Consider the following 12837-nt stretch of genomic DNA (forward strand, 5'->3'; position numbering starts at 1 on the left):
CCCGCCCCTGCGGCACCGACCACCGGCAACGCGGAGGTGGCCGACGTCGAGCGGTCCGCCTCGCCGATGACACCGGTTGCTGCGGTGGGAAGGTCCACCGGGGCCGTGATCGGTCCGGTTGCTGCCTCGAACAGGAGCATGCCTGGAACCGCGGCGTGCGCAGCGGCGATGTCGCCGTTACGGATGGCTTCGGCAGCCTCGGACAGTTTGAGCGCATCGGCCGGGCGGTTTTTGGGGTCCTTGGCCAGCATGGACATCAGCAGGGCGCGGACAGGCTTCGGGAGGGTCTCCGGCAGCGGCGGCGGCGCGTCATTGACCTGGGCCAACGCGATGGCGATCTGCGATTCGCCGGAGAAGGGGCGGCGTCCGGTGAGGCACTCGTAGCCGATCACACCGAGGGCGTAGATGTCCGAGGCGCCGGTAGCCAGCTGACCGGTGGCCTGCTCAGGGGCGAGGTACTGGGCGGTTCCCATCACCTGCCCGGTCTGGGTGAGCGGGACCTGGTCCGCGAGCCGGGCGATGCCGAAGTCCGTGACCTTGACGCGGCCGTCCGGGGTAATCAGCAGGTTGCCGGGCTTGATGTCGCGGTGGACCAGGCCTTGGGCATGGGCCACCGACAGGGCCCGCGCCGTCTGAGCGATCATGGACAGGGTGCGGTCCGGGGAGAGAACCTGTTCATGTTCGATGATGCTGCTCAGCGGCTGGCCCGGGACCAGTTCCATGACGAGATAGGCGGAGCCTTCTTCCTCGCCGTAGTCAAAGACATTGGCGATGCCCACGTGGTTCAGGAGCGCGGTGTGGCGGGCCTCGGCCCGGAACCGCTGGAGAAAGCCGGGATCACCCGTGTACTCCTCCTTGAGCACCTTGATGGCGACAATGCGGCCAAGGATCAGGTCTTTGGCTTTCCAGACTTCTCCCATGCCGCCGATCGCAATACGCGTCGTCAGCTGGAATCTGCCGCCGAGGGTGATTCCTGATGAAGGCCTCACTTATTCAACACCGCCTCAAAGATCTTCTTCGCGTTCGGACTGGTTAGCTTTGCGCCGGTGGTGATATCTACGCCTTCCATGACGATAGTGACAGCCACCTGCGGGTCATTTGCCGGGGCAAACCCGGTAAACCATGAGTTGTTCAGGCCGTTGCCGAGTTCCGCGGTGCCGGTCTTCCCGGCCACCTTGACGCCGGGCACGGCCGCCCCGCGGCCGATGCCGTCGCTGACGACACTGACCATCCATTCGTTGATCTGCCGGGCGATGTCCGGTGTAGTGGACGTCCGCAGCACCTGGGGCTTCGGTTCGCTGATCGGCCTCAGGTCCGGGGAGCGCACGGCTTTGATCAGGTTCGGCTGCATCTGCACTCCGCCGTTGGCGATCGCGGCCGTCATCTCGTTGATCTGCAGCGGGGTGGCCCGGACGTCGCGCTGGCCGATCGACGACTGCGCCAGGCTGGCATCATCCAGTTTTTCGACCGGGAAGAAGCTCGGCGCGGAGTCCAGCTTCAGCTGGTCACCAAAGTCCTGTCCGAAGCCGAACTTCTCCGCCTGGTCGGCAATGGCTTTCTGCCCCAGATCCAGCGCGATGCTGGCGAACGGGGTGTTGCAGGACTGCTGCAGTGCGAAGGCAAAAGTCGCCTTATCGCGGGTGTAGCAGTTGCCACCGGCGTAGTTGGGCAGCTTGTACTCGATGCCGGGGAAGGACATCTCCGCCGGGTTGGGCAGGATGCTGTCCTTGTTGTACTTTCCCGAGTTAAGGGCAGCGGCCGTGTCAATGAGTTTGAAGACCGAGCCCGGTGCCAGCAGTGCCCCCGTGGGTCCGCTGACATTCTGGTTCAGGTTGATCCCGGGGACCTTGTTCAGCTCGGCGAAGTTGGCAGCCTCGGCCACCGGATCCTGCGTGGCGATCAGGTTGGGGTCGTAGGAGGGCTTGGAGACCATGGCAATAATCGCGCCGGTTTTCGGATTGGTCACCACGATCGATCCGCGCTGGCCATCCGGGATGAGGTCGAAGGCGAGCTTCTGGATCTTGGGATCCAGCGTGAGCTCCACGGAGGCGCCCTTGGGCTGGTTGCCCAGGAAGAGCTGGCCGACACGGTCCAGGAACTGCTGGTCCGAGCTGCCCGCGAGCTCCTTGTTCATTGTTTTCTCCAGCCCGGTGACGCCGAAGCTCCTGGAGAAATAGCCGGTGATCCCGGCGTATGGCTCCGGCTGCGTGTAGGTGCGCTGGAACTTGCAGCTCTCCGCGGCAGCGACGGACTCCGCCACCGGAGTGCCGCCAACGATGATCGCGCCGCGGTCGTTGCAGTAGTTCTGCAGGAGGGTGCGCTTGTTCCAGGCGTTGGCCTCCAGTTCGTCGGCGCCGACCACCTGGACGTAGCTAAGGGCACCGAAGATCAGCACGAACATCGCGATCGCAGCGATCCAGGAATTGCGAATGGCCTGGTTCACAGCTTCACCGCCTCGGTGGGGGCGTCCGGACTGTTCCGTCCGGTGCCGGGCACGGCGGCCGGCTTCGAAGGCATGGCGGGAACTACTTTCTGAGGATCGGGCTGTTCGCCGGGGGCCAGCGGTGTCGTGTCCACCGGGCCGCGGGCCGTGTGCGAGATCATCAGCAACAGTCCAACAATGATCCAGTTGGCCAGCAGGGACGAGCCACCCGCGGCCAGGAACGGCGTCGTGAGACCGGTGAGGGGAATGAGCCGGGTGACTCCGCCGATCACGACGAAGCACTGCAGCGCAATGGCGAAGGAGAGCCCGGTGGCCAGCAGCTTCCCGAAAGCGTCCCGGGTGCCGAGCGCGGCGCGGAAGCCGCGGGTGAAGAGCAGCAGGTACATCAGGACGATCGCGAAGAGGCCAATGAGCCCCAGTTCCTCGCCGAAGGAGGCAATAATCATGTCGCTGTTGGCGAAGGGCACCAGGTTGGGGCGTCCCTGGCCGAGGCCGGTGCCCACCAGCCCGCCGTTGGCCATGCCGAATAGTCCTTCGACGATCTGCAAACTCCCGCCGAACTCCCGTCCGTAGACCTCGTCGGTGAAGGCATTGATCCAGCCGTCAATCCGCAGGGCGACGTGGGAGAAGACCTTGGAGGCAACGAAGCCGCCGGCAGCGATGAGCCCGACGCCGATGATCACCCAACTGATGCGGCTTGTGGCGACATAGATCATCACGAGGAAGAGGCCGAAGAACAGGATCGAGGAGCCCAGGTCCCGCTGGAAGATCAGCACCCCGATGCTCACGAGCCAGGCGGCGAGCATGGGGCCCATGTCCTTGAACCGGGGGAACTGGATGGGCCCGACTTTCCGGCCGGCCAGCAGAATGAGATCCCGGTTGGAAGAAAGATACCCGGCAAAGAATATGGCGAGCGTGATCTTGGCAATTTCACCGGGCTGGAAAGTCATCGAGCCGAACTTGATCCAGACCCGCGCGCCGAGGATTTCACCGGCGGAGATGCCGGGAACCAGCGGCAGGATCAGCAGGACCGCGCTGATGGCCAGCGAGATGTACGTAAAACGGCGGAGGACCCGGTGGTCCTTGACGAACCAGATGACAGCGATGGAAACAGCCATGGCCACAAGAGTCCACCGCAGTTGGTTGTTTCCCGTGTCTTCCCCGACCCGGTCCAACCGGTGAATCATGGCGAGGCCCAGACCATTGAGGGCCACCACCAACGGAAGAATTACTGGATCGGCATATTTCGCCCGGATGCGTAGCACGATGTGGAATGCCAGGGCGGCAGCGGCGAGCAGGCTCGACTGGAACCAGAAGTCAGTGTCGAAGGCCTTCTGCCGGTCCACGCCGACCAGGGCGTTGGCGCCAATGCCGACGGCGAGGGCCAGGACCAGCAGGACAAGTTCGACATTCCGCCGCGGCCTGGGTGTGGGATCGATGGGGGTCATTTGGCCACCTCGCAGATCTGAGCCGTCGCCGACGGCGATGGTGCGGCAGTCCCGGCCGCGCCAGGACTCGCCGTGTCACCCGGAGTCGCAGTCGCACCGGGGGTAGCGGGCGTCGGGGACGGGGTGATGCACTCGTCCGCGGGGGCGGTGGTGCCGGTGCGCTCAAGGTTCTTGACGATCCGCTGGGCATCGTAGAGGTCCCGGGCAGGCACGGTCTGGCGCACCCGCTGCTGGGAGAATTCGGGCAGATCTGACATCCGGATTTCGGTCACCGTTTCGAGGGTGGAGAGCTGGATGGGTCCAAGGCGCTGGGAGACCCCGTTGAAGATGGCCACATGCTGGTCTTGCTCTCCGATGTAGTACCGCGTCTGGGTCCAGGCGTAGCCCAGCCACAGCCCGAGGGCGAGTAGTGCCACAATGGCGGCGGCGATGGAGACAGTCACCCAGCGGCGGGGCCGGCTGGCTGGTCTGTACTCCTCGGCTTCTTCCTTCGCCTGCTCAGACTTGTGGGTCAGGACGGTCGCTGCCCGGCGGGCCATGGTGCGTCCGGCGATGGTGGGGATGGATCCGGATTCCGCGGCCGTGGCGGCGGCACCCACGAGTTCGTGGGGGCGGCTGGCAAGCTCCTCGCGGAGCACCTCGGCGGAAAGATGCTCACCCAGGTGCGGATCGGTGGAGGCCTCAGGTTCTCCTTTTTCGCCGGCACCGCCGGCCGCTTTATCGGCGGCCGCACCGGCATACTTTGGAGATTCCGGGGCCAGGGGCCGGGCAGAGGACGCTGCTGCAGCCCCGGCGGCCAGGGGAACCGCCGCGGATCCGCCGGTCTTGCCGGCGGCGTCGCGTGTCTTCTGCGGCTCTCCGGCCGTATTAGCCGCGCCGAAGGTGCTTCCGGGCCGCCGGGTATCGCTTTCGGACACGGTCGCGGTCACGGTGGACGTTGACGGGACCGGGACAACTTCGACGGCGGCCGTCCGGACGTCGTCCGTGGTCTGTTCGGCGATTTCCAGCATTACGACGGTGACGTTGTCCGGAGCGCCGGCCTCAAGGGTCAGATCGACCAGAAGTTCGGCGCATTCACGCAGGTCCTTGGTCTCCCGGACGGTCCGCTCTACAACGTGGCCGGCAACGTAATTCAGGCCGTCGGAACAGAGAAGCCAGCGCTCACCCGGTTCGACGTCAAGGGTTGCCAGATCCAGTTCAGGGCTGGCGTCGACGTCGCCGAGGACGCGCATCAGGACGTTCTTGTGTGGATGGGTTTCGGCTTCTTCGGGCCGGAGGCGGCCTTCGTCGATGAGGCGCTGCACGAACGTATGGTCCACGCTGACCTGCTCGAATTCGCCGTTCCGGAGCCGGTACGCGCGGGAGTCACCAATGTGGGCGAAGTGCAGCTTGCCTTCGGCCAGCAGGAGGGCCGTGACGGTGGTTCCCATCCCGGCCAGCTTGGGATTGATGTGCACGAGTTCGGAGAGCAGTGAGTTGGCGGTCTGGATCTCGTCGGCCAGGATGGTGCCGGCGTCGCCGTCATAGTCGTCGCTGTCGAGATGGATCATGTCCAGCACGGTGGCGGCAGAGGCGACATCGCCTCCGGCGTGTCCGCCCATACCGTCGGCAACGACGGCGAGGTGGCGGCCGACGTAGGCGGAGTCGTCGTTTTTCGCGCGCACCCGGCCAACGTCGGAACGCGCGGCGTAACGCATGATGAGCGGCCGCTTGGAGGCAGTTGTTTTGCCTTTTGCCTGGTCTGCGGGAAGATCCGGGGCAGCCATGGCTACGGCCTCAATTCGATGACCGTCTTGCCGATTCTCACGGGGACACCCAACTCAACCGGCAGTGCCCTGGTGAGCTGCTGATCGGCCAGATAGGTGCCGTTGGTCGAGCCTAGATCTTCAATGAACCAGCGGCTGCCCTGCGGGAACAGCCGGGCGTGGCGGCCGGAGGCGTAGTCATCCTCCAGCACGAGGGTGGCTTCCTGGGCACGGCCGAGCAGGATGGGGCTCGCTGCGAGCGGGATCGTGGTGCCCTTGAGCGGACCCTCCGTGACGACGAGCTGGCGAGGCTGCTGCTTGACGGGGGCGGCCGGTTCGGCCAAGGCCGGGTTCTTGCGCACCTGCCGCGCCGTCGGGGCGCCCGCCGCGGCCTTGCGGCCGATCATGAGGTCCCGGCGCATGGCGGCAACGATGCTGAAGATCAGCACCCACAGGAGCAGGAGGAAACCGAAGCGCAGGGCGGTGATGGTCAGTTCGCTCACCGGCGGCCGCCTGGGTTGGCGGGCAAAAGGCGGAAGATGATTTTGGTCCGTCCCATAGTGATCGTCGTGCCGTCGGTGAGTTCCGATGACCCCACAATCTTGTGGCCGTTGACGTAGCTGCCGTTCGTGGAGCCCAGATCGACGGCCTGGGCAGTGCCCGTTCCCGTCCGGATTTCCAGGTGACGGCGGGAAACGCCGGTGTCATCAATAAGGATGTCTGCTTCGGACGAGCGTCCCAGTACGATCGAGGGCGCGTTCAGGGAGTACCGCTGCCCGTCGATGTCCAGGACAGGCTGCATCCGGGAGGGCATGCGCGTCGGTGCGGCAGGCATGCCGCCGTGCGCCGCCGGCTGCGCGGGGGACGAGGTCTTTTCGGTCCGTGACTTGATCTCGAAGTCTCCGGCGCGGCGTTCCTCGTCACGGCGGAAGCTGATCCGGACGGGACCCTGGAGGGTGTATCCCTGGCTGCGTACGTGGTTGATGACCACATCGCACAGTTCTTCGGCGAGTGGTGTGCCCCATTCCTGGGCCCGCTGGAAGTCGGCGTCACTGAGGAGGACATCGAAGACGTTGGGGGCGAGGGTCCGTCCCGCGGCGATGGTGATGGCCTTGTTGTCCACCTCGCGGCGGAGGTGGCTGGCGATCTCGACAGGCTCAACCTGGGCGCGAGAACCGGTGGAGAAGACTCCGCGGACGGCCTTTTCGATGCCGCGCTCGACTTTGTCCAGCAATCCCATGGTCCTTCTCCTTTCGTGACGGCTGCAGGGCAGCATTCGTTCCGGAACTCGGTTTCCCACATCTGCGGGAGCCCGCTGGTAACGGGCACTCCTACATCAGATACTACTGGGCGAGTCTGGGAATGGCCTTAATGCGCGTCGCCACTCCGTGCCGGAAAATTGCGGCAGACCGGCTCTGACATGCGCTGACATCGACCCCGTCCGCCCGGCGGGGAAGGCCTCGGGCAGCCTGGGTGGTTCTGCTGCGGCCCTCGCTACTGCCTTGTTCCTGGCCTGTTGTTGTCCCCCGGTTGTCCCCGGCGATGTCCCTCCGGGGGCCGATTGGTGTTTTCCCGCTGTTGTCCGTTATGCTTGATCTCGCTGCTTTTACGAGGTTGGTGGTCCGGATTCCGGGCCACGATTGAGTGGAAGAAGTTGCGCGCGAGTGGCGGAACGGCAGACGCGCTGGCTTCAGGTGCCAGTGTCCGAAAGGGCGTGGGGGTTCAAATCCCCCCTCGCGCACGCAAACAATAGAACCCCGGTCTTCGGACCGGGGTTCTTTTTTGTCTGGCGCGGCCTACGCCGGGGTCCTGGCCCCGCCTATGCCCGCAGCGCGCCGAAGCCGGTGACCAGCGCGTCGAGGCCCAGCTCAAAAGCGACGTCGGCCTGGTTCGCGTACCCCTGATCGGCCAGTCGCGCCACGGCCGCGGTGAAATTTGGCGTCGAGGCCGCCATGCTTCCGGAGTCGAAGATGTCCGCCGGGGCGGTGACGTCATACGCCGAGCCGAAGATGAAGGACTCCAGTGCCACGATCGCTGAAACAATCCGCTCCTGCGGGAAACCGGCCCGGCTGAATCCTGCGCTGACGGCCTCGTACATGGCCAGCGTCTTGGGCGCGTCCGTCACCGGGAGCACGGCGATCACCGGGATCAGCGGCGTGTGTTTGGAGAACACGTCGCGGTAGCTCCAGGCCCAACTGCGCACGGCCCGGTCCCACGGTTCGGCGTCGAAGGCCGACACGTCCACGAACGAGGTCAGGTGGTCCTGGACGAGGACCAGCACGTCCCGTTTGGACGAGACGTGGTTGTACAGGGCCGACGGCGCCACATTGAGCGTCCGCGCCAATGCCGCCATGGTGAACCCGTCATAGCCGCTCTTCCCGATGAGCTGCAGCGCCGCCGCGGTAATGCCGTCCTGGTCGAGGACGGCGGCAGCAGGCCTGCCCACCCGGCGGCGCGGTTTGGCATCCTGGCGGTGCGGATCCGCAGGGGCACTGGTTGATGCCGGCATTCCTGGCCTTTCTGCCGTTGATGGGGCCCTCCCATTCTGCCCCTACTTTACGGGCGAAATTTCTTAGGCATGAGGTCTTCCCTGACGCACTCGAAGGGTCTATAGTCGAGTCTAAATGAATGGCATTCATTTAGTGGTCCGCATCACTTGGCGGCCACAGAGAGGACATCATGCTGGAACTTGACCGCGACGTCGTCATCGTCGGAGCAGGCCCCGCCGGGCTGACCGCAGCCCGGGAACTGAAGAAGGCCGGCCTGAGCGTGGCCGTCCTGGAGGCGCGCGACCGTGTCGGCGGCCGCACCTGGACCGACACGATCGACGGCGCCATGCTGGAAATCGGCGGCCAGTGGGTTTCCCCGGACCAGACCGAACTCCTGGCGCTCCTCGACGACCTTGGCCTGAAGACCTATTCCCGTTACCGTGACGGCGAATCCGTCTACATCGGCTCCGACGGCAAGCGCACCCTATATACGGGAGACACCTTCCCCGTCAGCGAAACCACCGCCGCCGAGATGGACAAACTCACCGCCCTGCTGGATTCCCTCGCCGCCGAGATCGGCCCCACCGAGCCGTGGGCGCATCCCAAGGCCCGCGAGCTGGACACCATCTCCTTCCACCACTGGCTGCGGGAGAACTCCTCGGACGAGGAAGCCTGCAACAACATCGGGCTGTTCATTGCCGGCGGCATGCTGACCAAGCCGGCCCACGCCTTCTCCGCCCTGCAGGCAGTGCTGATGGCTGCCTCCGCCGGATCCTTCACCCACCTCACCGACGAGGACTTCATCCTCGACAAGCGCGTCGTCGGGGGAATGCAGCAGGTCTCGCTCCTGATCGCCGCCGAACTGGGCGACGACGTCGTCCTCGACAGTCCGGTGCGCACCATCAACTGGGCGCCGGCCCCGGCCGCGGGAACTGAAGGAACCGGCGAAGACGGAGCCCAGCGGGTGACCGCCATCTCCGAACGCGCCACCGTGACTGCGCGGTTCGTCATCATGGCCGTGCCCCCGAACCTCTACACCCGCGTTTCCTTCAACCCGCCGCTGCCGCGCCGCCAGCACCAGATGCACCAGCACCAGTCGCTGGGCCTGGTCATTAAGGTCCATGCCGTCTACAGCACCCCGTTCTGGCGCGGGGACGGCCTCTCCGGAACCTGCTTCGGAGCCGGCGCCCTGGTCCAGGAGGTCTACGACAACACCAATCACGAAGACCCCCGCGGGACACTGGTGGGCTTCGTCTCGGATGAAAAAGCCGACGCCATGTTCGAGCTCAGCGCCGAGGACCGCCGCCGCGCCATCCTCGAATCGATGGCCGGCTTCCTGGGGGACAAGGCCCTCGAACCGGAGGTGTACTACGAGTCGGACTGGGGCTCCGAGGAGTGGACCCGGGGCGCCTATGCCTCCAGCTACGACCTTGGTGGACTGCACCGGTACGGAAAGGACCAGCACGCGCCGGTCGGGCCGATCTACTGGTCCTCCTCCGACCTCGCCGCAGAGGGGTACCAGCACGTCGACGGCGCCGTCCGGATGGGCCGCCACACGGCAGCCCGGATCGTCGCAGCGGCAGACCGTGCCTCCGTGGCCTCCAATTAGTCCCTTTCACCCAACCCGCGCAACAGCTCAGAGAGGATCGGCCAGATGCGATACGTAGTGGGGTATTCAGCCAATGCCAGAGGCCACGATGCCGTAAACCTGGCCCTGTCGCTGGCACGGGGCCGCGGTGCCAGCCTGGATCTGGTGCTAGTGGTGCCGGAAGTCCAGCAGTTCGGCGCCGCCCATGCACCCAAGGCCGGTTTCGAGAACCTTCTGAACGAACAGGCGCGCCAGTGGCTCGACGAGGCCCTCGCCCTCGTTCCGGCCGACGTCCCGGCGCAGGCGCACGTCCGCACCGGGGACTCCGATGCCCAGGCGCTGATCGAGGCGGCGGAGGAGCTCGGGGCGGACATTCTCGTCATCGGGGCCACCAGCGCAGGGCTGTTCAAGCGTTTCACCATCGGTTCGGTGGCCAGCGCACTGCTCCACGCCTCAACCGTTCCGGTGGCCCTGGCACCCCACGGTTACCACCGCACGGAGGCCTTGACCCGCATCAGCTGCGGACTCGGCACCCGGGCCGGAGCCGGGAAGCTGCTCGACTTCGCCATCGGCATGGCGGCGAACCGGGGGGTCCCGTTGCGGGTGGTGTCACTGCTCGCGCTCGACGGCGGCGACCCGACCGGCGCTGCGGAAGCCGCGCGCGAGTACGCGGAAAAGACCGTCGCGTCAGCCGCGCCGGTCAGCCCGTCGGGCGTCCAGCTGGCCGCCAGGATGGATGTTGTCGTGGCGCAGGGCCGGAGCATTGAAGAGGCTGTGGACGGCCTCGACTGGGAAGACGGCGAGGTCCTGGTGATTGGCTCGAGCCGGCTGGCCCAGGCCCGCTCCATCTTTCTGGGCAGTACCGCCAACCGGATCCTGCGCGCCCTCCCGGTTCCGATGCTCGTGGTGCCCAGCGGCTACGAACTCAAGCACCAGAACCATTCAACGTCGAATGAAACCTCCCGAGAGGCACACCAATGAGCACCGAACACGCGACGGCCAAGACCTCGCACGACACGCAAGCAGGACTTAGCGCCAAGGGCCTCAAGGCCGGATCGGTGGGCCTGATCGGCGCCGTCGTCATCGGTGTGTCCTGTATTGCCCCGGCCTACACCCTGACCGCGGCCCTTGGCCCCACGGTCGCCGAGGTCGGCGTCCAGCTGCCGGCCATCTTCCTGGTGGGCTTCATTCCGATGCTGCTCGTCGCGTTCGGCTACCGGGAACTGAACAACGCCATGCCCGACGCCGGAACCTCCTTCACCTGGGCCTCGCGGGCCTTTGGGCCGTGGATCGGCTGGATGGGCGGCTGGGGACTGATCGCCGCGACGATCATTGTGTTGTCCAACCTGGCAGCCGTGGCGGTGGACTTCTTCTACCTCATGCTGGCCCAGCTCTTCGGCAATCCCGAACTCGCTGACCTGACCCTGAACCTGCCCCTGAACATCGCCACCACGCTGGTGTTCATCGCGCTGGCGTGCTGGATCTCCTACCGCGGCATGGAAACCACCAAGGGTGTCCAGTACGTGCTGGTTGCGTTCCAGCTCATCGTCCTCGGCTGGTTCGCCGTCGCCGCCTTCAGCCACGTTGCCAACGGCACGGCCTTCGACGCCACCGCGATCACCCCTGACTGGTTCAACCCGTTCGCCGTCGGTTCCTTCTCGGCCTTCGCCGCCGGCGTCTCGCTCTCGATCTTCATCTACTGGGGCTGGGACGTCACCCTGACCATGAACGAGGAAACCCGCAACCCGGAGAAAACCCCGGGCCGCGCGGCCACCGTCACTGTGCTCGTCATCGTGATCATCTACATGACCGTCGCACTTGCGACGCTGTCCTTCGCCGGCATCGGACAGGAAGGCCTGGGCGCCGGAAACCCGGAGAACCAGGGCAGCATCTTCGCCGTCCTCGCCGGACCGGTCATGGGTCCGTTCGCCATCCTGATGTCCCTGTCCATCCTGAGCAGCTCGGCCGCGTCCCTGCAGTCGACGTTCGTGTCACCGGCCCGGACACTGCTGGCGATGGGCCATTACAAGGCGCTGCCGGCGAAGTTCGGCAAGATCAGCCCCACGTTCAAGTCCCCGAGCTACGCCACCATTGCGGCGGCCATTGCCGCCGCGGCGTTCTACGTGATCACCCGGACCACCTCCGAGAACGCGTTGTGGGACACCATCACCGCACTCGGCATGATGATTTGCTTCTACTACGGCATCACCGCACTGGCATGCGTCTGGTTCTTCCGGAGCGAGGCGTTCAGCGGGGCCCATGCGTTCTTCTTCAAGTTCCTCTCCCCGCTCCTGGGCGGCGTCATCCTGCTGGTGATGTTCTTCAAGACCGCTTATGACTCAATGGACCCGGCGTACGGTTCCGGATCATCCGTCGGCGGCATTGGCCTCGTGTTCATCCTCGGCATGGGCGTTATCCTGCTGGGCGTGGTGCTCATGCTGGTCATGTACAAGATCCGGCCGGAGTTCTTCAAGGGCAAGGTCCTGCCCCAGGGCTACTGAGCCCTGGCAGCAACGAACCGGGAAGGTCCTCCTTCCGGCAGCCCTTGGAAAGTAAGCACACTTACCAATAGGCTGGCGGGAGGGGGACCTTCCCCCGTTCGGAACCAGAACGAGGTGACAGCATGTCGGACGCAGAAAACATCAGCAAAGTTACGGACATCATCAACGATTCGCGGATCGGAATGTTCACCACCGTCAATGAAACGGGCGCACTGGTCAGCCGGCCGCTGGCTGTCCAGGACGTGTTGGACGACGGCGACATGTGGTTCTTCACGTCCGCCACCACCTCCCAAGTAGCCCATGTCCGGATGCACCCGGGCGTCAATGTCTCGTTCGGCAAGGGCACGGAATGGGTGTCGGTGGCCGGAACGGCCGAGGTTGTCACGGACCGCGCGAAGATCCACGAGCTCTGGAACCAGATGGTCGAGGCCTGGTTCCCGGACGGTCCGGACACCCCGGAGGTGGTGCTGCTGCACGTCGACTCTGACTCGGCCGAGTACTGGACCAGCCCGGGCGGAACGGCCGCGACCGTGCTGCAGTGGGTCAAGTCCAAGGTCATGCACAGCCGGATGAGCGTGGGCGAAAGCGGCACCGTGGAACTGTAGACCCCGGGCCGCGGCGGG

The 12837-nt window shown here is 65.5% G+C and carries 11 protein-coding genes and 1 tRNA gene; 5 read left to right on the forward strand and 7 right to left on the reverse strand.

What is annotated here, in order from left to right; translation table 11 throughout:
• The 6 genes from K789_RS0119050 to K789_RS0119075 form a co-directional block, all read right to left on the reverse strand.
• Window positions 1–989 (reverse strand): protein kinase domain-containing protein (locus K789_RS0119050; RefSeq protein WP_024368142.1); only part of this gene is annotated, 989 nt, incomplete at its 3' end.
• On the reverse strand, window positions 986–2443 hold the full coding sequence (locus tag K789_RS0119055; protein ID WP_024368143.1) for a peptidoglycan D,D-transpeptidase FtsI family protein: 1458 nt from the start codon (window positions 2441–2443) through the stop codon (window positions 986–988). The genes K789_RS0119050 and K789_RS0119055, both read right to left, overlap by 4 nt.
• On the reverse strand, window positions 2440–3891 hold the full coding sequence (locus tag K789_RS0119060; RefSeq protein ID WP_024368144.1) for an FtsW/RodA/SpoVE family cell cycle protein: 1452 nt from the start codon (window positions 3889–3891) through the stop codon (window positions 2440–2442). Before K789_RS0119060 ends, K789_RS0119055 begins: the two co-directional genes overlap by 4 nt.
• The gene (locus tag K789_RS0119065) at window positions 3888–5657 is read right to left on the reverse strand and encodes a PP2C family serine/threonine-protein phosphatase (RefSeq protein WP_024368145.1); all 1770 of its coding nucleotides are present in this window, start codon (window positions 5655–5657) and stop codon (window positions 3888–3890) included. Before K789_RS0119065 ends, K789_RS0119060 begins: the two co-directional genes overlap by 4 nt.
• Window positions 5658–5659: 2 nt before the next feature.
• Window positions 5660–6139 (reverse strand): FHA domain-containing protein, encoded by a 480-nt coding sequence (locus tag K789_RS0119070; protein ID WP_024368146.1) that lies wholly within the window; start codon window positions 6137–6139, stop codon window positions 5660–5662.
• Window positions 6136–6876 (reverse strand): FhaA domain-containing protein, encoded by a 741-nt coding sequence (locus K789_RS0119075; protein ID WP_024368147.1) that lies wholly within the window; start codon window positions 6874–6876, stop codon window positions 6136–6138. Before K789_RS0119075 ends, K789_RS0119070 begins: the two co-directional genes overlap by 4 nt.
• A 418-nt stretch (window positions 6877–7294) precedes the next feature.
• Between K789_RS0119075 and K789_RS0119080 the strand changes: the two genes are divergently transcribed.
• Window positions 7295–7377, forward strand: a tRNA-Leu gene (locus tag K789_RS0119080).
• 78 nt (window positions 7378–7455) lie between these two features.
• Here K789_RS0119080 and K789_RS0119085 read toward each other — a convergent pair.
• Entirely contained in the window at window positions 7456–8145 is a 690-nt protein-coding gene (locus K789_RS0119085) for a TetR/AcrR family transcriptional regulator (RefSeq protein ID WP_024368148.1), read from the reverse strand.
• Between the two features lie 170 nt (window positions 8146–8315).
• Here K789_RS0119085 and K789_RS0119090 point away from each other — a divergent pair, with 170 nt between their 5' ends.
• The 4 genes from K789_RS0119090 (at window position 8316) to K789_RS0119105 (ending at window position 12819) form a co-directional block, all read left to right on the forward strand.
• Entirely contained in the window at window positions 8316–9734 is a 1419-nt protein-coding gene (locus tag K789_RS0119090; RefSeq protein WP_024368149.1) for a flavin monoamine oxidase family protein, read from the forward strand.
• A gap of 45 nt (window positions 9735–9779) precedes the next feature.
• Complete coding sequence (locus K789_RS0119095) at window positions 9780–10694, forward strand: universal stress protein (protein ID WP_024368150.1); 915 nt, start codon at window positions 9780–9782, stop codon at window positions 10692–10694.
• The gene (locus tag K789_RS0119100) at window positions 10691–12214 is read left to right on the forward strand and encodes an APC family permease (protein WP_024368151.1); all 1524 of its coding nucleotides are present in this window, start codon (window positions 10691–10693) and stop codon (window positions 12212–12214) included. The genes K789_RS0119095 and K789_RS0119100 overlap by 4 nt, the downstream gene beginning before the upstream one ends.
• Before the next feature lie 122 nt (window positions 12215–12336).
• Entirely contained in the window at window positions 12337–12819 is a 483-nt protein-coding gene (locus K789_RS0119105; RefSeq protein ID WP_024368152.1) for a pyridoxamine 5'-phosphate oxidase family protein, read from the forward strand.
• Window positions 12820–12837: the final 18 nt, after the last annotated feature.

The organism is Arthrobacter sp. TB 26 (genome assembly GCF_000427315.1).
Taxonomy (GTDB): Bacteria; Actinomycetota; Actinomycetes; order Actinomycetales; family Micrococcaceae; genus Arthrobacter.

Coding starts and splice junctions, on each gene's coding strand:
- K789_RS0119060 (WP_024368144.1), bottom strand. CDS start 3,891: ATGACCCCCATCGATCCCACACCCAGGCCGCGGCGGAATGTCGAACTT.
- K789_RS0119065 (WP_024368145.1), bottom strand. CDS start 5,657: ATGGCTGCCCCGGATCTTCCCGCAGACCAGGCAAAAGGCAAAACAACT.
- K789_RS0119075 (WP_024368147.1), bottom strand. CDS start 6,876: ATGGGATTGCTGGACAAAGTCGAGCGCGGCATCGAAAAGGCCGTCCGC.
- K789_RS0119085 (WP_024368148.1), bottom strand. CDS start 8,145: ATGCCGGCATCAACCAGTGCCCCTGCGGATCCGCACCGCCAGGATGCC.
- K789_RS0119090 (WP_024368149.1), top strand. CDS start 8,316: ATGCTGGAACTTGACCGCGACGTCGTCATCGTCGGAGCAGGCCCCGCC.
- K789_RS0119095 (WP_024368150.1), top strand. CDS start 9,780: ATGCGATACGTAGTGGGGTATTCAGCCAATGCCAGAGGCCACGATGCC.
- K789_RS0119100 (WP_024368151.1), top strand. CDS start 10,691: ATGAGCACCGAACACGCGACGGCCAAGACCTCGCACGACACGCAAGCA.
- K789_RS0119105 (WP_024368152.1), top strand. CDS start 12,337: ATGTCGGACGCAGAAAACATCAGCAAAGTTACGGACATCATCAACGAT.